The organism is Stenotrophomonas sp. YJH_SMC_105-26 (assembly GCF_059368915.1).
In genome coordinates this window covers 84,662-108,161 of record NZ_JCAFSD010000001.1, presented here as the reverse complement: position 1 = coordinate 108,161, position 23,500 = coordinate 84,662, and the positions used below count along the sequence as shown (strand labels likewise).

The window sequence follows — 23,500 nt, the reverse complement described above, 5'->3', positions numbered from 1 at the left end:
GCCGATCAGTTCCGGCCGAACAGCCGGTCCCAGAAACTACGGCGTCGCGGTGCGGCCGGTGGCGGTCCGGCTGCAACGACGGGCGCTTCCAGCACCGCCATCAGCTCCGCGCTGCGTGGCTTCTTCAGGAATCGCGCATAGTCCAGATAGCTGGTCACCTTGCTCATGTGCAGGCGTTCGGGCATTGCCGGCAATGCGCCGCCCTGCAACAGCACCCGCAATGCCTGCGGACGATCCAGGCGGATCGCCTCGTACAGGGCGGTGCCGCCACAGCCCGGTTCGATCAGGTTGGCGCGCTGCGGCGCATCCTCCAACAGGGTTTGCAATGCCTCCGCGTCGTCTCGTTCTACTGCAGCCACCAGCCGCGCCAGCGCCTCGGCTTCCGCAGCTGGCAGGTTGTCGCGATAGGCCTGGTCGGCAATCTCGCGCTCGTCGCGCCCGTCGCCGCCCTGGATGCACAGGAAATCGGTGACCAGGGCGACCGGAATGCCGGACGTATCCAGCGCCCAGTAGCTGGGATAGACACCGTCGCCCCAGCCGCTGGTGAACACCACCAGGCCGTGCGGCGAGTCCTCGCCCCAGGGGCGATATTCGGCGCCTTCATCCAGGCCATCGTGGTCGATCAGTGCATCCGACCATTCACCGTCTTCGTCGCCATCGGCCCGTTCGATCAGGGCCAGCAGCGCCTGCTGGGTGTCGGTGTCCATGAAGCAACCGATGCCAGCGTCGACCGGGTAGCCGATGAAGCTGTCCTCATCCAGGCCGGTTAGATCCTGCGTGGTCCAGCGCGCCATCTGCCAGTGCAGGGCGGTCGCGGTGAGAGCTTCGCGTGGCTTGAACCAGACCACGGCCAACGCCGGGCGGCCGCTGTGCACGATGATCTCGACCGGATGCCGGCCCTGTGGGGCGGTGTAGTCGGCCAGCGCCGGCGCCTCGGCCTGCACCAACGGATCGCAGACCACCAGATGCCCGCTGCTGACCGGCAGGTGCCCGGCGAAGGTGCGGTGCAGGGCCACAGCGGCCAGCTGGGTGTCGTCCAGCAAGCAGGTGCGCAGGTTGGCCAGATCGAGATGGGCCATGGCGGCTCCGAGTGCGGTGAAGGCCCCCACCGTGCCGGATGCGGAGGGCAGGGGCAAGGTGGTCTTGGGCAAATGCCCTTCACGTGCGAGAATACGGCGCTGCCCGGGCGACCGGGACCCGATTGGAGAGATGGCCGAGCGGTTTAAGGCACCGGTCTTGAAAACCGGCGAAGGGTTAAACCTTCCGTGGGTTCGAATCCCACTCTCTCCGCCAATCCTTAGTAAGCGTTTGTTTTTAAACGACATTTTTTAGGGTCTTGAAGGGCGGCTTGGGGCACAAATCGGGGCACAACTCCGATGCGATTACCAAGCTATCTCACTCGCTCTTCCACAGGTCGTTACCAGTTTCGCATGCGCGTTCCGACGGACATGCGCGGCATCGTCGGCAAACCTTTCGTCAAGCATCCCTTGGGCATCCAACTGCATAGCGCAAGAGTGGCTGCCTTGGCCATCGCGCAGCGTTATGCTCAAGCATTCGATGCCATCAGGGATGGGTGCATGACCAAGAAGGGACTCACGGTTGAGGATGTTCTCCGCAGCGTCGCGGAGAACGGCTCCAGACGTTATGAAATTGATTTGCCAGGCTTCCGTCTTCGGACCACGGATGCGGCCGACCACGCTCGAGCAATGGAGGCGCTGGAAGAAATCGGCAAGTTCCACTTCCGTGATGCGGGTGCAGTTCCGGCGGCGGCTGGGCCAAACCCGTTGGAATCAGCGGCGGCGCAGCCCCTGCCAGCTGAGACGATCAGCCTGATCGATGCGAAGCGAATCTGGCAGGACAAAGTCGCCGCCGAGGACATCGAGGTCAAAACGGTCGGCATCAAATTGCTTCCCGTGACAGAGCTGATCGAGTTCTTGGGCGCCGAGCGCGAGCTGCATACCATCACGCGGCCTGAGATGGCCCGCTTCTACGACCATTTGGCCAAGCGCGGGTTAACGCGCTCTACGCTCAACAATCGCCAGAGCTACCTCGCAGGTAAGAGAGGATTCTTCACTTGGGCAATGGCTTCAGGCTATGTGCTCAAGGGAGACAACGTCGCCGCAGGTCATGTCAGCGTTTCGATGGCCGAGAAGCGCAAGCGTAGAAAATTTGGCTTCCAGGCCTTTACCTTGGACCAGGTCCATCAACTCTTCGCACCCGATAGCTTCAGGCAGCTTTCAACGGGAGCGCGCTGGGCGGCTTTTTTGGGCCTGTATACGGGCGCCCGGGCGGGTGAGGTGGGGCAGCTGTTCACCCTCGACGTCAAGGAGGAGGAGGGAATCCCGTGCATACGGTTTACCGATGAGGGGGAGGATCAGCGGTTGAAGACCGATGTTTCCAATCGGGTCGTCCCGTTGCATCCCGACCTGATCAAGCTCGGTTTCTTGGACTACGTCGCCGAACGAAGAGAGAGCGGGGACTGGCGATTGTTTCCGCAGGCTGACAGTAAGGCCAAGAATGGTGCGGGGAACTGGATATCGAAGGCGTTCAGCTACTACCTCCAAAAGCACAGTGGTGGGTGGCCGAAAGCGAAGCGTGGTTTCCATAGTCTCCGAAAGACCGTGATTCAGGAGATGCAGGGCAGCGGTGTGGCCTCTGAGATGCGAGCCCAAATCGTCGGCCACGAATTGGACGACGAACACCACGCGACTTACAGCAGGCCCTTTACGGTGAGTGAGAAGCTCAACGGTGCCGGAGGAACGCCAGCTTTGGGTGTCCTAGATTACGGAATCGACCTGGAGGCGCTGCGCACCCTGCCGGCGCGCAAGGTCGGGCGGCGAAGCAGCAATGCTGCCGCGCGCTCTTCAAAGGTCGGCCGTAAGGGGAGCGAGCCGAACTAATGGCCCTTACTGCTGCTGATGCTTACCGCCGCGCCATCGATCGCTTTCTCGGCAAGCTCTCTGGCACCGAAAACGTGGGCCAGATGGAGAAGAAGATCGCAGATCATTTGCGCCTAGCGAAACAGCGGCCCAAGGTGGACGTGGCGTTGAGCTTCAATGAGGCCGCTGGGGTGTTGGCGATCAGCACGGCCCAATTGCAACACCTCTTGAAGGAACACTCCCCAAAAGGGACGCTGTTCACGGTGAAGGGAACTCGCAAGCGCTCGACCACCCTTGTTCCGTTGATGGCCTGGGCAGCCGAGCTCAAGGCTAAGGGCCTGTGGAAGCCGTTGAGCGAACGGGGCGTTGCGATCGACACCCTCCTAACTGCAGAACTGCCGTTTCTGGTGGCCAAAGGGTCCAAGGCTAAGCAGTTCTTCCTGGAGCCACTGACTGACCAACCCATCAGCGATGCGTTAATTCGCCAGCTCCAAGCATTGGGCGTGCAAATCGGGCTTGGGATTCGGGTCTGCACGCTGACCGAGGCCTTCGCCCAGCCTTGGCAAAACCCTGACGTCAAGCGCCAGTGGGTGGACGCATTCAACAACGCAGCCCAAGCCCAGGCCAGCCGTCTGCGGGACCTGGCTCAGCAGCTCGACGCCTCGCGAGCTGGGGTGATCGAACAAGCGCTGCACGAACGCCTGCAGCCGGCGCCTCCAAAGATGCCCGACAAGCGCAATGGGCGAATGTAACGGCTGCTAACGGATATTGGAGGCCTCCAATATCCGTATCGATGGAGGCTCTCAGTTCGGATGATTACTCCAACGCCTCGGTGGTCGGGGCGATGGAGCAAGCCGATGGGCCTCGATATGTATGCGGTCAAGACCCGCACTGATGTGCGAGATCGCACTCAAGAACTATTTTTCTACTGGCGAAAGCATCCGAACCTTCATGGTTGGATGTTCAAGTTGCACAGTGCTAGGACGGGGCAGGTTGATCCCTTCGATTTCAACCAAGTTCCCGTATTCCTTGGATTGGACGATCTTGATGCGTTGGAACAGGCTGTGCTGAACGATGATTTGCCTTATACCCAAGGCTTCTTCTTCGGTGAATCGGATCCCGATCGAGCTGAAGAAGATCTGGACTTCATTGCGCAGGCCCGCGCATTGATCAACCACGGTTGGGACGTGTTCTACAACTCTTGGTGGTAACCCGCCGCCAGCAGCGCCTCTCGGGCTGGTTCAAGCCCAACTCCCAAAACCCATTCTTCAACGCGGCAACGCAGCCGTGCTGACGGAGCCTTGCCTGGAGAATCCTCATGCAGCCCAAGTCCAACGTTCTGCCGTTCAACGCAGCAACCCGCTCCAAGCGCCTCGTAGCGGCTAAACCCACCCGGCTCACCTCCGTTTGCTACAAGGCAAGCGACAAGGCCCACACGAGCGTCGATTGATATACCCCGCCTGCCATCGTCAGGGCGCTGGGGGGAAGGCGCGGCTTTGACCTCGATCCTTGCACGCCCGAAGACCCGTCGCGGCTGCCCGCACCCACGGCCAGCCGGATGATCCCGCCGAGCCAGGACGGCTTGGCTACGCCGTGGCCCAAGCAGGCATTCGTGTGGATGAATCCGCCTTACGGAAAAGGGATTGAGAAGAGGTTGAGCAAGCTGGCCAACCACCCCGGCGGCGGTATCGCCCTGGTGCCGGTCAACATGGAGACGGGATGGATGCACGACTGCGTGCTTTCCCACCCCAACGCGACGGCGATCCTGTTCACCCGTGGGAGGCTGAGGTTTGTGCGTCCCGACGGAACCACCGGCACGGCAGCGCCGTCGGGATCGTTGGTGGTGACTTACGGCAAGCGCGCCGCCGATCACCTTCAGCAAGCGCAGGCGAGCGGTGCGTTGCACGGGAAGTTCTTTGCCATCCAGCGGGTAGGGCAGGTGGCCACGGCGAACCAGGAGAGCTCCAATGGCTGATCGCTGGAACGTTGTTGTCTTGGGCCGCGCGACGGCCGAATTGGAAATCCGAATCGACGCGGACTCAGAGGCGGCAGCCTTGGAGATTCTGAACTCGATGGGAGTGGCTGACATTCATGCCGGTGGCTGGCGTACCGAGTTGGAGGAGATCTACGGCTTTGTGGAGGTCATCAGCCCCGATGGTTCCGAACGCGAAGATCTCAACTGGCCTTGTCCAACCATGCGCCACCACCTCAACTATTAGGAGGAGCCGATGGGAACTTACGAATTCGTCGTCCGGGGTGACTACTTGGTGAGCAAGGTGATTGAGGTCTTTGCCCAGACCCAGTCCGAGGCAATGGAGGCATTCGCGCGACTGTCCTTGGCGGAGTTGGATGCCATCGATTGGCACCATGGCGCCCTTACGATTGAAGAACACGTGGTGGTGACGGAGGTGGAAAGCGGGAGGGAGTTTCAGCATCCGTTCTTGACCGATCGCAAGCGCGAGCAACTGGAGTGTTTGGCCGAAAATGAGTAGGAACTTCCGGCTGCTGGTCTTCCACTAGCCAGCAGCGATCGAAGGCCAGCAGGAAGACCAGTAGTGCAAGGTCGTTGAATCCCAAGGGATTTCTTCGACTAAAAGTGCGCTGCTGGCTTGCTGGCTTTCGATTCAACTCCCCTGTGCAAATGCGTCCAAATCGCATGGAAAGTGTTGGTATCTCAAATTTCAAAACCGATTCTTTTTTGACCCAGCAGACCAGCGGAACGGTTTTCTATGAATGCAAAGCTTTTGGAATCAAGGGTTTTTAGCTGCTGGTCTTCCTGCTGGTCTTCTCTTTCTGCTGGCTAATGGAAGACCAGCAGGGAAGGGAAAGCCAGCAGAACAGGGCTTCCGGAAAAAGTGCGAGAGATTCCGCAGTTTTCGTGTTTAGTCAAAAACCGTGGGTTGCGGAAAGCTCCTGGAGTGGTTGAGTGGAAGTGTCCCCCATGTGGGACACACCAAACCTTTCACCTTCGGAGTTGCCACCGTGAACGCCGCCACCCATCCCTCGTCGCCGCCGACTTACAGCATCCGCGCCAGCGTGAAAAAGCACGTTCGGATCAAACGCCCCTTGGCCGAACGCCTTCGTCTCGCTGCGGCCGAAAACGAGATGACAGAGAGCGAGTTCATTCGCCGCGCCTTGGAAACCGCTCTCCCGCGCGCTGCCTGAGCAAGCCTGTCCCCCCACAACGACAAACCCCCACCGGCCAGGGCGAGGGTTTGAGAGGAGCCAACAACAATGTCTACAACCAATGTGTCCCCAAAAGGGAAGGCTGTCAACCCGACGACGGAAGAGCCAAGCAACATCGTGCCATTCGAAGCGTCGCGTTTCCTGGGTGCGGAAGCCTCCGCCCGCAAGGTCAACCTGGAGGCAGAGGAGCACAAGCAGCTCTACCGCCACTCGGTTGATCGAGAGGGCCAGCGCAAGCCACCGTCGCTCCCCATCCTGTTTGCCCGCCGCACCACCGAATGCGTCGATCGCTTGTGGGCGTGCCAAGCCACCAGCGGCACCGGCGAGATCGTACACCATTGGAACGGTACCTACTGGCAAGCGATCAGCGACGCGGAAGGTGTGGGTGTGGCATCCGATTGGATCGACCGCAACGCCGATTTCGCGGGCAGCCCCAAGCTCGCCAAGGACTGCTGGGACATGGCTTCCCTTCGGTTGCGCCAGAAAAACCCCATGCCAGCCCAAGCCAAGCGGGCCATCGTGCCGGTGGCAGACGGCTACGTGGAAATCCTTCCCGGCGGTTTCCATGTGCTCGCTCCTGATCCCGCCTTGGGCATGACCCACGCGGTCAGGGTGGCCTGTGGTGGCAGGCAGGGCCATGCATACAAGCCCCAGCCTTTGCCGGCTGACTCGCGATTCGCCAAGTTCCTCCGCCAAGCCCACGACGACCCGCGCGTCATCGACCTGCTCCAGGAGCAGTGCGGCATGACCCTGTTGCCGGGTGTCTACAGCCAGGCCGCCTGGTGGCACGGCGTCGCAGGTTCTGGCAAATCCACCCTGGCGGAAATCGTGGAAGCGATGCACCGTCAGGTGGCCCGCTGCAACCTTGAAACTTTGGGCGACCGCTTCAGCCTGGAACCCATGATTGGCGCCAGCCTGATCCTGGTGGACGAAGTGGAGTGCGAGAAGTGGGCCGAAGGTCGGTTCAAGACGATGGTCTCTGGCAATGGCATTGGCATCGACCGGAAGAACCAGAAGCAGCTGGCGAGCTACCATTCCACGGCCAAGTGGATCATCACGTCCAATTCGGCCCCCTTCATCCGCGACAAGAGCAACGGGGTGTGGCGCCGCCTCACCGTCGTGCACTGGAAGAAGGCGGTACCGGTCAACCAGCACGACCCTGATCTGGTCAAGAACATCCTGGCAGAGGAAGGCCAGCTTGTGCTGGACTGGATGCTCGAAGGCGCCCGACGCATCGTGGCCCGTGGTAGGGCGTTGTCCGACACCGACGCCGACATGCCCGAAGCCGTGCGCGCAGCGAAGCTGGCCGCCCGCCATGGCAGCGACCAGGTCATGGCTTGGGCTCAAGCCGAGCGCGTGGTGCGCATTGAGACGGATGAGTGCACGCTTTCCATGCGGCAGGTCTACGAGAACTACAAAAACTGGGGCTACCGACAAGGGCTGGCGGACATCGATCTCCTCACCGGTCGCCAGTTCTGGCGAGGCTTGAAAGAGATGGGCCTGGACGACGGCGCCCGCTCGAACCGTCGCATCAATGGCAAACAGGAAGAATGCGTGCGCCTGCGAATCAACGGAGCAGCCACCGTCGGCGAGGCCTGTGGCGATCTGCCGTTGAGATCATCGGCGACCGTGACAGCACTGCGCGTGGCGCAGGAGCGCTCTCAGTCTTTGGAGCCTTGGGAAACCGATGTGACGCCCACCCTCGAACAGCAACGGGCTCGGCAGGAAGAGATGGAGCGTCGATTCGACCGCTTGAGCGCTCAGCAGCAGGCGGCTGAGATGGGAGCTCTCCATGCCGATGCGTTGAGGGAGGAGGCAGGGCGCACCAGAGCCAAGGCAATCCAACTCCAGCTGCAGGAACGTATCAATGAACTGGAGATTCGTGCGCTGTTCGGTGAGCCGTTGGCGGGCCGAGAAAGCAGCGAAACCCAAGGTGGCGGAAAGGTGGGAGATGGGGATGCGCGCCAACGGCGGTCGTAAAGGCGGGGCCAAATCCGTGTTCCCATCTTCCGTATCAGCTCTAGCCAATGGATTGGTCGGTGACGCTAACGGTCCAGCCCGGACTTGCCAAATCCGTATCCTGTCGCATGCTGAAACCATGACCCCTTCCGATGCCTTTGTAGACGACAGCATGGACCGCCAGGACTCCCTGGCGGCGTCCCCCCGTTTCACCGTGCAACGAACCCCCGAGGGCATCCGCGTGCAGCTCCAGGAGGGCGACGGGGACCCCGGCACCGGTTTGACCATCGATCGGGTCCTGGCACTGCTGGAGAACCTATTGGAGCAGGGACGCGCCGTCACCATTCACGATTGAAGTTTCCAGCCTAACCCCCTTGGCGTTGCCGACAGGCGCCTTTCCTTGCCTTCCAGGAGAGCCTGTCCGTGTCCGATGCCACCCCTAACGAAAGCTTCCTTCAGCGCCATTCCCGCGACGTCGTCGAGCGCTTGATTCGTCAGATGGAGGAGGGCACCGGTCCCTTCCTCAAACCCTGGGACGCCCGCGTGGACCTCGGGTTGCCCATGAACCCCACGACGGGCAAGAGCTACCGGGGCGGAAACCTGCTCCACCTGTGGGCCCTTCAGAGCGACTGGGACACCCAGGACAACCGGTGGATGACTTACAAGCAAGCCGCGGCCGCGGGCGCTCAGGTGCGCAAGGGCGAGAAAGCCAGCGTTATCGAATACTGGGATTGGTCCCCGGTCGAAGAGGCAAAGAAGAGCGGGGAACCCGATCTCATCGCCAAGGCCCACCCCAAGGTCTTCTTCCCCCGGGTGTTCAACGCGATGCAGATCGATGGGTTGCCGGCACTGGTCCTGCCAGCCGCGCGCCCAGAGCCCGACATTCACCAGGCCTGCGAAGCGGTGCTCAAGGACAGCGGAGCCGAGATCCACCACGACGGGGGCAACCAAGCGTTCTACCGTCCGATGACCGACAGCATCCACTTGCCCCAGCGCAACAGCTTCCACTCGGCCAGCGGCTACTACGCCACCGCGTTGCACGAACTGGGCCACTGGACCGGCTTTCCCACCCGCCTCAACCGCGATCAGAAGGGGGCTTTTGGGAGCATCGATTACGCCAAGGAAGAACTGGTCGCGGAGGTGTCATCCATGCTGATGGGCGAACGCCTTGGCATTGGCCACGATCCAACCCAGCACGCGGCTTACGTGAAGTCGTGGATCCAAATCCTCCGGGACGATCACCGGGAGCTCTTCCGAGCCGCGGCGGCGGCCGAGCGGGTGGTGGAGTTCCTGAAGGTGCCCGAGTTGGTTCGCGAGCCGCTCCAGAAGGTTGAGCAGCAGCGGCAGCCGGTGGCGGCCAACCAGCAGGAGCTTGAAAAACCTAACGGCACGAAGGCCCGCACGAAAGTGCGTGAGAAGGCTAGGCGGAGGAACCAAGTGATGGTGGCCTGATACCCCCTTGCGCGATTGCGATTCTCCTTTATCAGTAGGTCGTATCGCATACGAAAGGAGGTTGAATGAACATCCAGCAGCGGAGAAGCGAAGTCGTTCGGATGGCCGAAGAAGGCAGATCAGCTCGGGAAATAGCGACGTTCTTTAATAGGTCGGTGATGACCATTTACGCTGACCTTAGGGCAATGGGATTTCCGAGAAAGGAGCGCAGAGCGCTCGGGCTGAAAGTCCGTTATCGCTCATCGGCGAATGAGCTGGCCCACAGAAGGGCGATCATTCCATCCTTGGTGGCTCAAGGGCTCAGTGCGCGTGCGATTGCAGAAACGTTTGATGTCAGTCGTGACTCAATCGAGTCCGACAAAAAAGCGACCGGATCGTTAAAGAAAAAATTCAGGGGGGCGGTCGAAATCAGTTTGGCGGAATTCGAGGCATGGATTGCGCAGGGAAAAAGCATGAAGGAAATGGCATGCATTCTTGGAGTGACGTCGGGACGGCTGATTTATGCGGCAAAGAAGTTGGGCTGGGTGCGTCCGGGGCCTTCTCTTCCCATCCCAGAGAACCTGCGTGGGCTCTTGCCCAGCATCTGCGGCCCGGAGCGCTTGCAAGGCTTGATCGATGAAGGGCATTCACTCGGCGAGATTGCAAGGCACCTAGGAGTGAGCAGGCAAGGGCTCTCCGACTACTGCCGGCGAAAAAAGTTGAAGATCAAGCCAGTTTTCAATGGACGACGCTCAGGAACAAGGGCGACCCCTTGCGCATTTCCAGAATCGATCTATGAATAGGGGAACCTACTCATGAAATGGAGGTGCACCTTGAAAACCATTGTTCTGGCCCTTGCGCTCGCGTTGTCTGCTCCGGCCGCCTTTGCTGCCGATTCCACCTCCGCTCGCCGTTACGGTTCGTCCGAGGCCCTGTCGGTCCAGGACGCCCGACTGGGTGAGGTCCTGATGGTTCGCACGGTTCAACTGAAGTCCGACCAGCGTCTGAACGCCGGCTCGGCCATCGGGGCGGCCGTTGGTTATGGGGCTGCTAACCAGGTCAAGAGCCGGGACTATCGCAATGCCGCCAGGGTGGCCGGTGGCGTCATCGGTGCGGTTGCCGGAACCGCAGTTCAAAAGGGCCTCAGCGGCCGCACCGCAGTGGAGATCTACGTGCGCGACCTGTCCGATCGCCGCCAGCGCATCCTCGCGGTGGTCCAAGACGCCGACGTGGACGTGCGCGAAGGTGATCGGGTATTCCTGGTGGGGAAGGGGAGCAAGACCCGGGTGGTGCCGGCTGATTACTATCGTTCTTGCGGAAGCCCTTGCGCCATTGGCATCAATGCATCGTCGGACAACGAACGCGCCCATGTCGTCCTTGGTTTGACCAATGAGGAGCGCTGATGAAATGGCTCCCCTTTACTGGCAAGCGCACACGCCCTGCGCTGTCCGTGGAAGCATTTAAGCGCTCACCTGGCGCCGTGATGATGGACGAAAGCGGACGTTCCGCCCTTTCAGCCGAGGCGCTCTCGCAGATCGACCTTCTGCGTGCAAGCCAGGGTTGGGGAATCCAATCAGCGCCTCGCAAGCGAACGCCTTGGTGGAGGCGTGCATGGGAAAGAGTGAAGCATCGTGGTTCGACCTCTCAGCCGAATGGCGTTGGGCTGCCAGGTGGAGGCATGAGCACTGGGATCCTTCGTCCGCTGGTTGTCAGGCAGCGCAATGCTGCCCAGGAATGGCGATCCTTCAAGGGGCGATGGGAGCGGTGATGAGCGAACCACTGCTCCATGTTGACGACCAGAACGATGCGAATGAACCTCGGCTCGCAGGGCTGCGGACCCAAGTGGCCTCCCGGCAGATAGAACTGTCACAGCTTCGAACGCTGCTGGTGATCGCTGCACTGAGGAAGCGTCAGCAGGAACAGGCCGAAGGCGATTGGCAGACCTTCTGCTGGGGCGTTAGCGTCGGCGCCCCTCTGGGGATGGTGGCGTTGTGGGCGGGCTGGTGGTTGGGCTCATGAAGCGACCATCCGTTGCCCACCGCCGCTCCGAAGTCGCCCGGATGTTCCGAGAGGGACACGGCCGCGCCGCCATCGCCCAAGCCCTGGGCGTTCCATCGCCCGTGGTGAGCGCCGATCTGGCCCACCTGGGGTTGCGTCAAAAGCCCCGGCGCCCACTGGCTGACCAACACGCTCTGGTGGTGCGCCTCCTGGAGCAGGGGAACAACGGCCCTGCAATTGCCAAGCGCCTGGGCGTGACCCGGCAGGCGGTCCATGCATACCTGCAGGCCCATGGCCTGCTTCCAACCCAGAGGAGAATGCCATGACCCTTTTTCTGGTGGTCGTGCTGTCTGAGCTCGTCTTCTCCGCGGTCACTTTCGGGAACGCGTGGCTGTGCGCCTCCAAAGCCCGCAGCGCACGCAGCGGCTGGAACGCCTTCCAGGCCGGCCGGGAAGACGTCCCAGCCGTGGTTGCGTTGGTGTGGCATTTGGCCGTGTTCTACGCGTGCCTGGCACTGCTGGCTTACCAGCTGCAGCACGTGGTGAGCCAAGTCTGGCTGGATCCTTCCAACCTATACCTGTCATCCACGCTGGCGCTTGTCGTCTATTCGATCACGTGTGGGCTGCTTCAGGGCAGCGGGCTGACCCGGAGGCGGGCATGAGGAACAGTCACGGGCGGTTCCGCCCAGACGCCGTCGACGCCCGCCCACGCCACGATGGGCTGTTCCAAGGCCAAGACACAGGCGAAGAGATTCACGAAGAGCGTGACCTGCTGCTTCAAGCGCTTTACACCGAATCGCTCCACGCCCGCGGGGATGTGGACGTGATTGATCGCTTGCTCGATGCCCACCGGGAGGCATTTGGGGAGCCCGACCAAGTCGCCTATGCCCGTCAACAAGACAAACGCCATGATCGGGCGTTGCCCTTGCCGAGCGGTGGACTGCCGTTGAGGCCGTCCACGGCGCGCTACTTGGAGGAGCATCGATCATGGAACCCGCCGACCGCCAAAGAGGTCGCCATCGCACGTTCCAGAGGTCCCACCATGGTGCTCGAAGGGAAGGCATGGCGTGCTGCAGACGACGTTGCCGAGGTTGCCGTGGAGGCGCCCAAAGACGCCCCGCGGCAGCGGATCCGATGATCGCCCTATGGGGCTTGGGCGGTGTCTTGCCCAAGCCTTTGGCGGTGCGCTTGTTATGCAGGAAACACGCGAAGAAAACTGTGCGTGTTCTTTCCAATGGCAGGATTCGGTAGGACCTTCTCTCCACCCAAAATCTTGCGGGCGATCTTCAGCGACGCGTCGTTGCCTTCGTCAACCACCGCCTCAATGACGTATCCACTCTTAAGCTTGCCCTGCATGCCGTTGGTGAATTCCATCAATGACTTCAACGCCACGGCGATGCCAAAGCCTTGGCCTCTGTAGCTTTCCAGAACCGCCCAGTCCATCTGAAACACGGGCGTGTTTGCTTCGACGCGATCGAGCAGCATGACGCAGCGGGCGATAACTTCGTTCTCGACGGTGGGGCTGATCATGACGTAAGTCAGCCTCATCATTCCAGCAGGTTGATCAGCGTGCGCAAAGATGTCTTCGTGAACCCGCCCGCGCTGGAAATCGATGTCCCCGTTCTTGGCGGCGATGGCCACCTGTCGAAGGCCTTCTTCCGCCAGCTCCGCCCCGGTCATAGGCTTGCTTGCCTGCTTTTTGAACTTGCCGAACATTCCTGTGTCCCCTGTTTGCGGATCCTTGATCCCTCAATGTATCGGATCGTTTGCATCCAGGCACGTGTTTTGACCACTGATTGCTCTCTTTGATTGCCATCCCCACCCGGGCAGTGGCCTCTTCACTGGGAATCCTGGCTCCGCTGACGCAGCCGCAAGGGCAGTCCTCCTCCACGGTGTTCCGGCCCTTCGCTGCGCGCCTGGCGGTGCTCGCTCCCGGGTGCGGATTCGTCCAACGCTTCGCCCATCGGTTCCCACGAGGCGCATCCCGCGCCGGTGGAGAAAGCAGATGAAGCGAGCCAACGACATTCGGGCCCAATACCAGCTGGCCATGGACGAGGAGGGCATCCTCCTGGCCGCCTCGCACATCCTGGAGCGTCGCCTCCTCCGCCAAGGAGCCATCACCGATCCCAGCAGCGCCAGCAGCTACCTCACTGCCCGCTGTGCGCACCTGGATCACGAAGTGTTTGGCATGGTGTTCCTGGACACCCGCCACCGCATCCTGGCCACCGAGCACCTCTTTCAAGGCACCATCGACGGGTGCGAAGTCCATCCCCGCATCGTCGCCAAGAAGGCACTGGACCACAACGCCGCCGCGGTCATCTTCTTTCACAACCATCCCAGCGGAAACCCCGAGCCCAGCGCGGCCGACCGCGCCATCACCGACCGCCTCAAGCAGGCCCTTGCGCTTCTCGACATCCGAGTGCTGGATCACCTGGTGATCGCGGGCGCCTCGCACGTGTCGATGGCCTCAAGGGGGTGGGTGTGACCCCCCCCGTGGGAGAAAAAGCCTGTGCCGGAAGCCGCCGCCGGTCGCTGCGCGCCGGCATCTGAAAAAGCATCCGCATGGATGGAAAGCACCAACGCCTTCGGCGCGATAAGTGATGTTAGGAAAAACTGCGGCCTTAGCTCCGCATTTTTTGCTTTTAGTCAAGATTTTGTCCACTAAGGCCGTGGACAAATTTTCAGGGTGATCTACTTTCAATTCAGTGGTAGGCAATGCCGCCGACCAAGCCAAGAGGTGTCACATGAGCGCAACCGTCACAACCAACGAAACCAAGATGATCGCGTTGGGATTGAATCCCGGCTTGATTGAAAATTATGCAGCGATCTCCTTGGAGCCCGTGAGCTTTGAAGAAGAGGACAGCCTGGGCTGGGCGACCACTTGGACCGCGGTTCATGCCGTCGAGCTCCACAACGGCGGGAAGGTCCACGTTAACGGCCGATCCTTCCACGTCACCCAAGCCAAGCCTGGTTACAAACACTTGCTCGAGTGCTGGCGAGAAGAGCAGGGGCGGCGCGCAGAACTGGCTAATGATGGGTGACGTGACTCCTCCGATGAACGGTTATTGGGGAGACGGAGAGCTCGGAAAGAGTGAGAGGGCATCCGTGCTTCACGGCATCCATTTCGTCAGTCCCTCGGTGGGTGGCCCGCTCTTCAATACGGTGTGGCTTCCCACGCTTGCCGACTTGCGGGCGCTGCTCACTGACGCCGACCTCTGCAAAGCAGCCGAAACCGAGGTATGCGCGTTCATTGACACGTTCGTGGACCCGTTGCCCCCTGAGCTCGACGAGGTCATTCACCAGCCATCGATAAAACAGATTTCCAGCTTGCCGGATGATTGCGGGATCGGCGTGGGCGTTTTTGTGACTGACGGGTTTGCGTTCGTCCTTCAGCGGATGATTCAGGAGGCAATGGCTCAGCACCGTGCGCGTGAGCTGGATGGGTTATGGAAACAGTCAGCGGCTGGTGGCAAACGAGCCAGGCTCTGACCGCTGGCTCAATGCCCCCCCCTTGCGCGTTTTCAGATTCGAGGTATCGGTAAGGGGATGGCCCTTTCTGGGGCTACTCATCCCCACTCAATCCCTCTCAAGGAGACGATACCCATGACACGCAAGACCTTCCTTCGCGCCCTTCTGCCCATCGCCCTGGCTTCGCTTGCAGTGCCCGCGTTCGCCGCCGACACCACCGCGGACCTGACGATTCAGGGCACCTTGACCAACACCTGCCAGCTGTCCGTGACCTCCATCGAAGGCATGGACTGGTCGGGCATCTCTGAAGCTGCCGCCCGCACCTCCGGGCTGAGCATCGTGTGCAACGCGGGCACGACTTACTCCATTTCGCCGGGCCAGGGGCAGAACTTCGGCCTGCTGTCCGGGTATGAGACCTATCGGGCTGTGACCAACGGCGCCGGGGCTTACATCCCCTACGGTTTCTTCAAGGACCCGCAGGGAAGCCAAGTATGGGGGGATGACACCGACGCGTTCACCGGCGTTGGCGACGGCACCGTCCAGAGCTACAACTACGCGGTGCGCTTCCTGGCCCTCAAGCAGGCCGTGGGCGGCAACTACACCGACACGGTCACCGTCACCGCCACTTACAACTGATCCCCATCGGTTGTCCCGACGCCCCCGGCTTGCCCCGGGGGCTTTTTGTTGCCGAAAAGATGAGTAGGTATGGGTTGACGGAAGGGTATTCCTATCTAGTTTGAATGGAGACGCCCCTAAAGGAGACCCCATGACCCATTCCCAACGTTTTTTGGCCGCCGCCGCTGCGTTGTTGCTGTCCTTTTCGGCGTCCGCCGGTTCCATCTCCGTCGGCCCCACCACCCTGATGGCCGATACCTCGGCCAAGCACGTCGCCGTGACGCTGCACAACAGCGGCGACGCGTCGGTGCGTTACCAGGTTAAAGCCGCGGGGTGGGATCAGGCCACAGGGCAGAACATGTTTTCACCCACCACGGATATCGTGGGGGCGCCCACCTTCGTGGACGTGCCACCCCAATCCAAGCGCACCGCCCGGTTGATGCGGGTAAGCGCACTGGGCGAGCGGCGCTACTACCGCGTCCTGCTCATGCAGCTCAGGGATCCCAACGCCCAAGGCGTCCAGTTGCTGGTCAACCAGGACTTGCCCGTGGCCTTTGAGGCCGCCAACGCGCCTGTCCCCCAGGTGACCGTCCAGGCGGTGCCCAAGGGCTACCGGCTGACCAACCACGGCCAGACTGCCGCCCGCGTGTCGTCCATCGGCCCGGCTGGTGGCAAGCCGTGGCGCGAGGGTGCGTTGGGTTGGACCCTGCCGGGGGCCTCAATGACCTACGAGACCCAAGCCGGGCAGCGCGCTGAAACCCTTTCGATCACCGTCAACGGCCAGTCCGTCACCGTCGCTGTGGGGCGGTGATCGATGCGTGGTCAAGCCTTGGCGTTGTTGTTGCTGGCTGCATCGTCGGTCAGCGCAGCTGTGCCCGACGGTGTGGCGCCCGCATTCCTGGTGCCGGTCATCGGCGGCAAGGCCAAGGCGGATCCGCTCACGTTCTGGCAGCAAGACGGCCAATGGTTCGCCGAGCCGGCCACGTGGCGCGAGGTCGGGCTCCAACTTCCCGCCGGTCAAACGGAGCCGATGAGCGCCAACGCGCTGGGCGTTGGCTTTGTTGTGGACGAGGCCACCGCCACGGCCGCCTTGGACCTGCCGGCCGACCGGCTCAACGTCCAACGCGTGGCCCGTGTCCGCGCCGAGCGCGGCCCCATCGCGCCGCCTGCTCCCGGGGTGCTGGTGAACTACAGCGTGGCAGGCATGGTGTCCGAGCAACAGCAGGCGCTCTCGTTGGGTCACGAGGTCCGCAAGGCGGGGCGTTGGGGCGTGATCAGCGCCAGCGGGCAGGTCAACACCGACGCGTCGGGCACCGGCTACGTTCGCGGCGTGACGCGCTGGCAGAAAGACGATCCCAACCGCTTGGTGACTTACCAGGCCGGCGATGTGTTCGCTGGTCCGTCGTCCTCGCCGGTCAACCTGGGTGGGGTGCGCGTGGCCAAGGACCCGCGGGCGTTGGACCCGTTGACGCCCACGTATCCGGTCCCGATGCTCGGCGGCGTGGCGCTCGATCCGGCCACGGTCGAAGTCCTAGCCAACCGCGCCCGCGTGCTGCAGGGCCAGGTGGGGAAAGGGCCGTTCACCGCCGATGGCAGCGCCTTGGGCACCGGTGCGCAGCAAACGCGAGTGGTGGTGCGAGACCCCTACGGCCGCGAAACGGTGGTGAGCGATCAACGCTTCTACGTCGCCCCCACGTTGCTCCGCAAAGGGCTCACCACCTGGGAAGTTGCCGCCGGCCGTGTGCGCCAAGGGGAGAGCGATTACGGGACGTTGGGCGCGACCGGGTCGGTGGCTTGGGGCCTCAACGACCGGTGGACGCTGCGCAGCACCGCCCAAACCTCAACGGACGGGAAGGCCAACGTGGCGTTGGGGGCCACCACGGTGCTTGGCACCTACGGCACGTTGGATCTGGAATTGGGCACTTCCACGCAAGGCGGCCAACGCCAGGCCTTGGCCTACGATTACCGCGGCCCGAGGTTTGGCGTGCGCCTGGAGCACGAGCGCCAACAGGGCTACTGGCGCCTGCGCGCCCCCAGTGCGGTGGAGGTGGAGCAGCGCACCCGAGGTTCGGTCTTCTGGCGGCCCACGCCCCAGTGGTCCCTTCGGGCCAGCTATTCGGACGTGCGCACGCCACGCTTTCGCACCGCTTACGCCGACGCCGGGCTGACTTGGCGTGGCTACGGGCACACCGTGGCCGTCTCCGCGTTGCGCGATCTGGAGCGCAAGGAAACCCGGGTGGAGGTGGGCTACAGCTACGATTTCGGCCGGGGCAAGGGCGTGAGCGTTAGGGCCCGGCAAGCCCCCGATGCCACCGCCTGGGCAGTCCAAGGACGCGCCCGTCCCACGGTGTTGGGAACCCCGGTCGGCTTGTCCGCTTCGGTGGACGAGGGAGCGGCTGGCCAGACGGCCCGGGCCAACGCCAACTGGACCACCCGTGCAGGGTGGGCCCAGATCAACGCCGAGCACGGGCCCAACGGCACGTGGGCTTCCGGTTCGATGGCCGGTGCCGTCCACCTGGACCGCCAGGGCGTGACGTTCCTGGGGCCGGCCGAATCCTTCGCCGTGGTGGACGTGCCCGGCCAAGCCGGGGTGCCGGTGAGGGTGGGCGGCCGCTTGGCGGGGAAGACCAACGCCCAAGGCCGCCTGGTGGTGGGCGAGGTGACCCCAATGGTGCCCACGGAAGTTCGGGTGGACGATCGGGCCTTGCCGCTGGGCACCCAGTTGGCCGAGATCGAGCAAACCGCCACCGCGGGCCGCCAGGCTGGCATGCACCTCACCTTCCCAGTCCTGACCGAGACCGCACGAACCTTCCGCCTCAAGGGCCCGGCCATCGAAGCGGGCACGGTGGCCAAGACGGCGACCGAGACCACCCAGGTGGGCTACGACGGCGTGCTCTACCTGGAGCAGCCGCGCCCCAGCCAGACGGTGGAGGTGGAAGGGGTCTGCAAGGCCCAACTGCCTGCGGACCTTGGGGCTGCGCAAACGGTGGCCGAGGTGGCTTGCCGGTGATGGGGAGAGCCTTTGGAAACAAAGTGTTGCTATGCAGCAGGTGCTGCGGAAGTGGCCCTCTACCATGGGGCTGAAAGATACTTGGGACCTGTCTTTTGAGAGTTGCCGGATGTCATTGCTTCAACGCCACGTGGACTGCTCCCATGCTCCCTTCCGCCGCGCCTGTCACGGCAGGGCTTCGTCGATCGGCAATCATGATGCGCACGCCAAGAATTTCTCTCTGCTGTACTCAGGCAAGGCCCCGTTCTGGCACCGTTTTACGACACGCTGTCGACGGCGGTGTATCCAACCCTGGCGCAGAAGATGGCGATGAAAATCGGCAGCAAGTACAAGTTCAGCGAAGTTCAGGCGCGGCACTGGGAGCAGTTTGCAGAAGGCGTGTGTTTTACCAAGGCGCAGGCCAAACGGCGCATTGTGGAATTGGCAAAGTTACTGCCCGCGACGGCGCGCAAGCTCCAGTCTGACCCGGGGCACAGTTTTGCTGGCAATGCCGTGGTTGAGCAAATCAATACCTTGATTGAACAACGCTGCGCCCTGACGATTCGGCAGCTCACCGACCCCGCCGCCGACAATGACGCAGCCGTCGAACCCTCGATCTGAACCGTCATACGGACGCGGGTTCGATTCCGTGTTTGGGAATTGAACCCGCGCTGGAAAGTAGATGGGTTTGATACCCGTTTGCGGTGACAACCAAGGTTGGAAAACCTATGTTCAGGTCTACAATCCAGCAGGCTTTTCGATGGGGTAGCAATCGATCCGCGCTTGCTGACTGCGGACTTCCAATGGGCCGGAAATCTGGCTCGCCCACACGGCTCTCGGTACCGATACGTTGCAAACAGTCGGTACCTCTCGATAACTACCCGACGAATCGGAACATCTCACCTAGCCCTGATGTTGCACCTGCTTGCTGACGCAGCTTGGAAGTTCTGGCTGCAATATTACCCCCCCCAATCGCTGTGGAAGGTAGCTCCCTGGGCAAGTGCAATCGAGGGGGGGGGCTGCGTAGAGCCGTGTGACCCATTTCCTGCAGCGTGGCTTGATTGGGTCAAGGTTGGGTTGTCATGCAGGCAGTTTGGCTGCGAGCAGTTCGACCTTCTCGATATTGGGTGGAGAACTGAGCAAGGTCGCGGCGTTGGCCATCAAGGCCGCGGCGATCTGGCCGTTCAGATGTGCTTGGCGACCTGTCTCATCGGCAAAGGCATCGAACACACCGAACGTCGAAGGGCCAAACTTCAATGCGAACCAGGCAGTGGTGCCGGACTCGGCGTTTGCGAGCGGCAGCGCGCTGGCCAGGAAGTCGGCAAGCGCAGCCTCCTGGCCGGGTTTGGCTTCAAGGCGAACAAACAGGGCGAGCTTGGTCATACTGTCATCCTTTGGGTAAATGGGTTAGGTGAAGGGATCGACGAGACTGCAGCTTAAGTCTTCATGACAGTCGTCTCTATAGGCAATAATGACAACATTGATATCATTGCTGCCATGAAAATCCACATCCTTGTTTGTGATGGCGTGTTTGATCTGGGGCTTGCGGCGCTTACTGACACAGTGGGCTTGGCCAATGCGGTGTCGGGCTCGCTGCCACACGCTCCCGCGCCCACAGAGCTCATGCTGGTGGGCGTGCGGCGTCGCATCCGAACTGCGCAAGGCTTGACGGTCCCCGTGGTCACTGCTCGTGATGTGCCGAAACCAGACGTCGTGCTCGTGCCCGCGTTTGGTGACAAGATGCCTGACACGCTCTCGGCTCGGCTCACACGTCCCGACGTACCCGATGCGGTCGCCGCGCTACAGCAGTGGTCCACCGCTGGCGCGCACCTTGGTGCCGCCTGCTCCGGTAGTTTCTTGCTTGCAGAGAGTGGCCTGCTTGATGGGCATCGAGCGACGACGTCATGGTGGCTGGGGCCGATGTTTCGGCAGCGCTATCCGAACGTCACGCTGGACGAGTCACACATGATCGTGAACTCAACACGCTTCACCACCGCGGGTGCCGCTTTGGCCCACGTCGACTTGGCCTTGCGCATCATCCGGGGGCGCAGTCCGGCGCTGGCGGCCCTGGTGGCACGCTATCTGCTGATCGAGGCACGTAGTTCGCAAGCCGAGTTCGTGATTCCCGACCACCTTGCGCATGCCGACCCGATGGTGGAGCGCTTCGAGTGCTGGGCCAGACGTCGGCTCGCGAAGGGGTTCTCGCTGGCCGAGGCGGCCAGCGCCGCGGGCACAAGCGAGCGCACCTTGGCACGGCGGCTACAGAGCGTTTTGGGTAAGACACCGCTGTCGTATTTCCAGGACCTGCGCGTGGAGCATGCGGTCCATCTCTTGCGCACCGGAAACGCGAGCGTCGACCAAGTCGCCACCCAGGTCGGGTACTCGGATGGGGTCACCCTGCGGGCCCTGTTGCGCCGCAAGCTGGGCAGGGGTGTCAGGGAGTTGCGACGCGGTGGATGACTAAAGGCGCTTGGTGTATGTTCGGCTGGAGACCGCCGCGAAACTGACGCAGGCCAAACTGCGCATTTGGACTTGACAAAACTACTGCCCGCCACGACGCGCAAGCTGCAGTTTGACCCCGGACAAAGTTTTGCTGGCAATGTCGTGGTTGAGCAAATCAACACCTTGATTGCGCAACGCTGTGCCCTGACGATTCCGCGGCTCACCGACCCCGCCGCCGACAATGACGCAGCGGCCGAGCCCGCCGGTTGAACCACCGTGCGGACGCGGGTTCGATTCCGGGTTTGGGAATTGAACCGACATCCCACCGCAGACGAGTTTGATGACCGTTTCCGGCGACCAGCATGGCTGAGAAACCTGCTTCCAGGTCTACAATCGGGCAGGCTTTATGATCGAGTTCGCAATGGTTCGCAGCAGGCCGCAGCGCTTCTATTGCATGCTTTCAATAGTCGTTTGGTGCGGGGTGCCATCCCACCAACCGAACCACCAGACGCTGCTTGTCAAGTCCGATCGCTTGAAGGGCGACTGGACGCATCACTGGCTGTTCGCCACTGCCTGCGCCCCCGATGGAACCTGGGAGCGCCTGACTGAGGCCCTGCGCGTTGGGGTTCTCCAGGTGGCCTATGGCGGCGAGATGGAGGCCATGATGGGCAGCGCCAGGTTGGAGCGTTCGCTGGGGCGTGTTTTCCCACAAGCCCCCGTTGGCCGACCGAGCCAGAGGGTGTGACGCTGAGGTCCAAACCTCCCTCGACGGACGTGCTGCCGAAAGTGTCCCTTTCTTCATCCTTGCGCCAGGCATTGGCCGCACGCGCTAGAGAAGCCGGGGTGAGCGAGAGCGAAGCCGAGCGCCAATGGCTCACCGCCTACCTGGCGCGCCCCCAGCTGCTGCGCTCTCCCGTTGCCGGCCCCAGGGACGACCGCTTGCCGCCTATCCGGGCTTCCTGAGACCTGGCCGACCGCGTCCGCCGCGAGGCGCAGCGGCAGCACGTCAGCGTGGCGGAACTCATCCGTCCGGTGGTTGCGTTCCACGCGTTCTGATGTGCAACTTGGCCACGCTCGGCGGGTGCCACTTGCCCTTCGCCAAGCGTTTCTGCACGAACGCGCGGTAAGCCTCGGGGGAGGGCGGCGATTTGCGTTTGTGCCGGCGTGTGTTGCAGAGCCAGCAGGCGGCAGCGATGTTGCCTACCACGTCCTTGCCGCCCTCTTGCTGGGCGACCAGGTGCTCGGCGGTGCAACGGAGCGGCGTGGCCGTTTTGGCGCGCAGGCCGAACGGCTTTAGTTCATCGGGAGAGGCGTTCCACATCGGCACGCTGCAATAGCAGCACCGGCCCTTCTGGGCGAGGAAAGCCTCGGTTCTCAACCGTTGGAGTTTGGGCATGCTTAGATCTCAAAAGACAGGAAAAACCATCCCGTCGTCGCTAGTGCGATCGAATCGGGAACCTGTTGCCTTGAGCTAAGCAGGCAATACGCCGGGGGCATTTCCCCTCGCGGCACGGGAGTTATCGCGCCCCAGGGCAGTGGGTGTCAAGATGGGCCATGACCACCTTTGACCAAACCAATGATCTGCTCGACGCCTCGGTAACGTTGTGTCCGGGTCCGGCCAGCGGGGAGGAGACCGATGCCTGAGGGCGGAGCAGCACCGGACGCATGGCCCGTTTGGTTGAAAGAGCCGCGCGTGCAGCGGGCACTGGAGTGGGCCGACCACGTGCGGCGTTGGAACGAGGAGCAACTCTATGGATTGGTCCTGCATGGGCCGGAGCCAGACCACATGGCGGTCGTGGCTTTCGCGGTGGTGCACGAGCACCAATCGTCAGCCATGCTCCTGGTCAAACATGGGTTGTTGGGCTCTGCGACGGCATTGATGCGGCCTGCCTTTGAGGCGTTCGTGCGCGGGCTGTGGCTGCAGTGGGCCGATGACCAAGAGCTGGCGCGGTTCCAGAGGGGGCCATGACACTGCAACTCCAGAGAAGATGATCCGCAGGGTGGTCCAGCGTTCCGGTGAAAAGCGTTACGCGGATTTGTTGGATACCTGGGAGCAGTCTCAAAAGACGATGCACGGCTACGTCCACCATGGCTACCAGTCCCTGATCCGTCGTTCCGGCGTCATCGACACGTCCCCTGACGAGGTGGTGGACCTGCTGGGATTCAGCGCGTCCATGGCGCTCCATGCTTCTCTAGAAACCGTGGAACTTGCCGGGAAGCGGGTGCCAGAGGAAGAAGTGGCTACCCGGCCGCAGTGGGCTGCGGAGAAGCAACTCGAAATCGTCACCATGCTGCGCGACATGGGCCTGGTTCAGGTGTTGGGTGACGCGGTGCCTACCCCACCGACCGTTGACGGTGGCGGGAAGGCATAGGGCAGGGGTGTTTCAGTCCGCAAAAACTTGAGGGAATTCGTCGCAGTTTTTGAGTGGAGAGGTGGGGTGCCCCTTTACAGACCACGAAACCCTCTACAGGCCCCGAAAACGTGGTTTCCTGAAATTGTAGCGCTTGTCCATGAATGGGGTGGTGCTGCACAA

The 23,500-nt window shown here is 62.1% G+C and carries 31 protein-coding genes and 1 tRNA gene; 28 read left to right on the top strand and 4 right to left on the bottom strand.

Features of this window, described 5'->3' with window-relative positions:
* Positions 1–5: 5 nt before the first annotated feature.
* Positions 6–1,079 carry a DUF4241 domain-containing protein gene (locus AC5P7F_RS00635; RefSeq protein ID WP_164077071.1) on the bottom strand — a complete coding sequence of 358 codons (1,074 nt, stop codon included), beginning with the start codon at positions 1,077–1,079 and terminating at the stop codon, positions 6–8.
* A 124-nt stretch (positions 1,080–1,203) separates the two neighbouring features.
* Between AC5P7F_RS00635 and AC5P7F_RS00630 the strand changes: the two genes are divergently transcribed.
* The 16 genes from AC5P7F_RS00630 (at position 1,204) to AC5P7F_RS00555 (ending at position 12,590) form a co-directional block, all read left to right on the top strand.
* Positions 1,204–1,293: transfer RNA gene (locus AC5P7F_RS00630), tRNA-Ser, on the top strand.
* 83 nt (positions 1,294–1,376) lie between these two features.
* Positions 1,377–2,900: a DUF6538 domain-containing protein gene (locus AC5P7F_RS00625; RefSeq protein ID WP_481462381.1), complete on the top strand. Its 1,524-nt coding sequence runs from the start codon at positions 1,377–1,379 to the stop codon at positions 2,898–2,900.
* Positions 2,900–3,631, top strand: coding sequence for a hypothetical protein (locus AC5P7F_RS00620; protein ID WP_006375976.1), 732 nt, complete (start codon positions 2,900–2,902; stop codon positions 3,629–3,631). Before AC5P7F_RS00625 ends, AC5P7F_RS00620 begins: the two co-directional genes overlap by 1 nt.
* Positions 3,632–3,736: 105 nt before the next feature.
* Positions 3,737–4,090, top strand: a complete 354-nt coding sequence (locus AC5P7F_RS00615; protein ID WP_481462382.1) for a hypothetical protein — start codon at positions 3,737–3,739, stop codon at positions 4,088–4,090.
* Between the two features lie 254 nt (positions 4,091–4,344).
* Complete coding sequence (locus AC5P7F_RS00610; RefSeq protein ID WP_481462423.1) at positions 4,345–4,854, top strand: DNA N-6-adenine-methyltransferase; 510 nt, start codon at positions 4,345–4,347, stop codon at positions 4,852–4,854.
* Positions 4,847–5,098, top strand: coding sequence for a hypothetical protein (locus tag AC5P7F_RS00605; RefSeq protein WP_006375905.1), 252 nt, complete (start codon positions 4,847–4,849; stop codon positions 5,096–5,098). Before AC5P7F_RS00610 ends, AC5P7F_RS00605 begins: the two co-directional genes overlap by 8 nt.
* A gap of 9 nt (positions 5,099–5,107) precedes the next feature.
* Entirely contained in the window at positions 5,108–5,371 is a 264-nt protein-coding gene (locus AC5P7F_RS00600; RefSeq protein ID WP_006375902.1) for a hypothetical protein, read from the top strand.
* Between the two features lie 490 nt (positions 5,372–5,861).
* A complete protein-coding gene (locus AC5P7F_RS00595; protein WP_141098938.1) occupies positions 5,862–6,044 on the top strand; it encodes a ribbon-helix-helix protein, CopG family in 183 nt (60 codons plus the stop codon).
* 69 nt (positions 6,045–6,113) lie between these two features.
* Positions 6,114–8,045 (top strand): DNA primase family protein, encoded by a 1,932-nt coding sequence (locus tag AC5P7F_RS00590; protein WP_481462383.1) that lies wholly within the window; start codon positions 6,114–6,116, stop codon positions 8,043–8,045.
* A 118-nt stretch (positions 8,046–8,163) separates the two neighbouring features.
* Entirely contained in the window at positions 8,164–8,379 is a 216-nt protein-coding gene (locus AC5P7F_RS00585) for a hypothetical protein (RefSeq protein ID WP_180843147.1), read from the top strand.
* A 68-nt stretch (positions 8,380–8,447) separates the two neighbouring features.
* The gene (locus tag AC5P7F_RS00580; protein WP_481462384.1) at positions 8,448–9,476 is read left to right on the top strand and encodes an ArdC family protein; all 1,029 of its coding nucleotides are present in this window, start codon (positions 8,448–8,450) and stop codon (positions 9,474–9,476) included.
* Positions 9,477–9,541: 65 nt separating this feature from the next.
* Positions 9,542–10,258: a helix-turn-helix domain-containing protein gene (locus AC5P7F_RS00575; protein WP_180855820.1), complete on the top strand. Its 717-nt coding sequence runs from the start codon at positions 9,542–9,544 to the stop codon at positions 10,256–10,258.
* Positions 10,259–10,288: 30 nt separating this feature from the next.
* Positions 10,289–10,858, top strand: a complete 570-nt coding sequence (locus AC5P7F_RS00570; RefSeq protein ID WP_481462385.1) for an outer membrane lipoprotein — start codon at positions 10,289–10,291, stop codon at positions 10,856–10,858.
* A 364-nt stretch (positions 10,859–11,222) separates the two neighbouring features.
* Entirely contained in the window at positions 11,223–11,474 is a 252-nt protein-coding gene (locus AC5P7F_RS00565; RefSeq protein WP_180843144.1) for a hypothetical protein, read from the top strand.
* A 301-nt stretch (positions 11,475–11,775) separates the two neighbouring features.
* Positions 11,776–12,114 carry a hypothetical protein gene (locus AC5P7F_RS00560; RefSeq protein WP_481462386.1) on the top strand — a complete coding sequence of 113 codons (339 nt, stop codon included), beginning with the start codon at positions 11,776–11,778 and terminating at the stop codon, positions 12,112–12,114.
* On the top strand, positions 12,111–12,590 hold the full coding sequence (locus AC5P7F_RS00555; RefSeq protein ID WP_481462387.1) for a hypothetical protein: 480 nt from the start codon (positions 12,111–12,113) through the stop codon (positions 12,588–12,590). The genes AC5P7F_RS00560 and AC5P7F_RS00555 overlap by 4 nt, the downstream gene beginning before the upstream one ends.
* A gap of 53 nt (positions 12,591–12,643) precedes the next feature.
* Here AC5P7F_RS00555 and AC5P7F_RS00550 read toward each other — a convergent pair whose 3' ends face one another.
* Positions 12,644–13,168: a GNAT family N-acetyltransferase gene (locus AC5P7F_RS00550; protein ID WP_088475505.1), complete on the bottom strand. Its 525-nt coding sequence runs from the start codon at positions 13,166–13,168 to the stop codon at positions 12,644–12,646.
* A 289-nt stretch (positions 13,169–13,457) separates the two neighbouring features.
* On the opposite strand from AC5P7F_RS00550, the gene AC5P7F_RS00545 reads away from it, so the two are divergent.
* From AC5P7F_RS00545 to AC5P7F_RS00515, 7 genes are all read left to right on the top strand, one after another.
* Positions 13,458–13,937 carry a JAB domain-containing protein gene (locus tag AC5P7F_RS00545; RefSeq protein WP_481462388.1) on the top strand — a complete coding sequence of 160 codons (480 nt, stop codon included), beginning with the start codon at positions 13,458–13,460 and terminating at the stop codon, positions 13,935–13,937.
* A gap of 259 nt (positions 13,938–14,196) precedes the next feature.
* Positions 14,197–14,493: a hypothetical protein gene (locus AC5P7F_RS00540; protein ID WP_481462389.1), complete on the top strand. Its 297-nt coding sequence runs from the start codon at positions 14,197–14,199 to the stop codon at positions 14,491–14,493.
* The gene (locus tag AC5P7F_RS00535; RefSeq protein ID WP_481462390.1) at positions 14,486–14,941 is read left to right on the top strand and encodes a hypothetical protein; all 456 of its coding nucleotides are present in this window, start codon (positions 14,486–14,488) and stop codon (positions 14,939–14,941) included. Before AC5P7F_RS00540 ends, AC5P7F_RS00535 begins: the two co-directional genes overlap by 8 nt.
* A 114-nt stretch (positions 14,942–15,055) precedes the next feature.
* Positions 15,056–15,556: a Csu type fimbrial protein gene (locus AC5P7F_RS00530; protein WP_006375771.1), complete on the top strand. Its 501-nt coding sequence runs from the start codon at positions 15,056–15,058 to the stop codon at positions 15,554–15,556.
* Between the two features lie 130 nt (positions 15,557–15,686).
* Positions 15,687–16,346, top strand: a complete 660-nt coding sequence (locus AC5P7F_RS00525; RefSeq protein ID WP_481462391.1) for a fimbrial biogenesis chaperone — start codon at positions 15,687–15,689, stop codon at positions 16,344–16,346.
* A gap of 18 nt (positions 16,347–16,364) precedes the next feature.
* A complete protein-coding gene (locus tag AC5P7F_RS00520; protein ID WP_481462392.1) occupies positions 16,365–18,545 on the top strand; it encodes a fimbria/pilus outer membrane usher protein in 2,181 nt (726 codons plus the stop codon).
* 303 nt (positions 18,546–18,848) lie between these two features.
* Positions 18,849–19,145 carry a HipA domain-containing protein gene (locus tag AC5P7F_RS00515; protein ID WP_049408721.1) on the top strand — a complete coding sequence of 99 codons (297 nt, stop codon included), beginning with the start codon at positions 18,849–18,851 and terminating at the stop codon, positions 19,143–19,145.
* Between the two features lie 459 nt (positions 19,146–19,604).
* Here AC5P7F_RS00515 and AC5P7F_RS00510 read toward each other — a convergent pair whose 3' ends face one another.
* Positions 19,605–19,907: a putative quinol monooxygenase gene (locus AC5P7F_RS00510; protein ID WP_049408511.1), complete on the bottom strand. Its 303-nt coding sequence runs from the start codon at positions 19,905–19,907 to the stop codon at positions 19,605–19,607.
* A 63-nt stretch (positions 19,908–19,970) separates the two neighbouring features.
* Here AC5P7F_RS00510 and AC5P7F_RS00505 point away from each other — a divergent pair, with 63 nt between their 5' ends.
* From AC5P7F_RS00505 to AC5P7F_RS00495, 3 genes are all read left to right on the top strand, one after another.
* Positions 19,971–20,984 carry a GlxA family transcriptional regulator gene (locus AC5P7F_RS00505; protein WP_495204120.1) on the top strand — a complete coding sequence of 338 codons (1,014 nt, stop codon included), beginning with the start codon at positions 19,971–19,973 and terminating at the stop codon, positions 20,982–20,984.
* A 72-nt stretch (positions 20,985–21,056) separates the two neighbouring features.
* Positions 21,057–21,236: a hypothetical protein gene (locus AC5P7F_RS00500; protein WP_197630842.1), complete on the top strand. Its 180-nt coding sequence runs from the start codon at positions 21,057–21,059 to the stop codon at positions 21,234–21,236.
* A gap of 136 nt (positions 21,237–21,372) precedes the next feature.
* Positions 21,373–21,711 (top strand): hypothetical protein, encoded by a 339-nt coding sequence (locus tag AC5P7F_RS00495; RefSeq protein ID WP_481462393.1) that lies wholly within the window; start codon positions 21,373–21,375, stop codon positions 21,709–21,711.
* 276 nt (positions 21,712–21,987) lie between these two features.
* Here the strand turns inward: AC5P7F_RS00495 and AC5P7F_RS00490 are convergent, their stop codons facing one another.
* Positions 21,988–22,362 carry an HNH endonuclease gene (locus AC5P7F_RS00490; RefSeq protein ID WP_481462394.1) on the bottom strand — a complete coding sequence of 125 codons (375 nt, stop codon included), beginning with the start codon at positions 22,360–22,362 and terminating at the stop codon, positions 21,988–21,990.
* 240 nt (positions 22,363–22,602) lie between these two features.
* On the opposite strand from AC5P7F_RS00490, the gene AC5P7F_RS00485 reads away from it, so the two are divergent.
* Together AC5P7F_RS00485 and AC5P7F_RS00480 are read left to right on the top strand one after the other, a co-directional pair.
* Positions 22,603–22,935 carry a DUF6988 family protein gene (locus AC5P7F_RS00485; protein WP_495204119.1) on the top strand — a complete coding sequence of 111 codons (333 nt, stop codon included), beginning with the start codon at positions 22,603–22,605 and terminating at the stop codon, positions 22,933–22,935.
* Positions 22,898–23,338, top strand: coding sequence for a hypothetical protein (locus AC5P7F_RS00480; protein ID WP_481462395.1), 441 nt, complete (start codon positions 22,898–22,900; stop codon positions 23,336–23,338). The genes AC5P7F_RS00485 and AC5P7F_RS00480 overlap by 38 nt, the downstream gene beginning before the upstream one ends.
* The last annotated feature ends 162 nt before the right edge of the window (positions 23,339–23,500 follow it).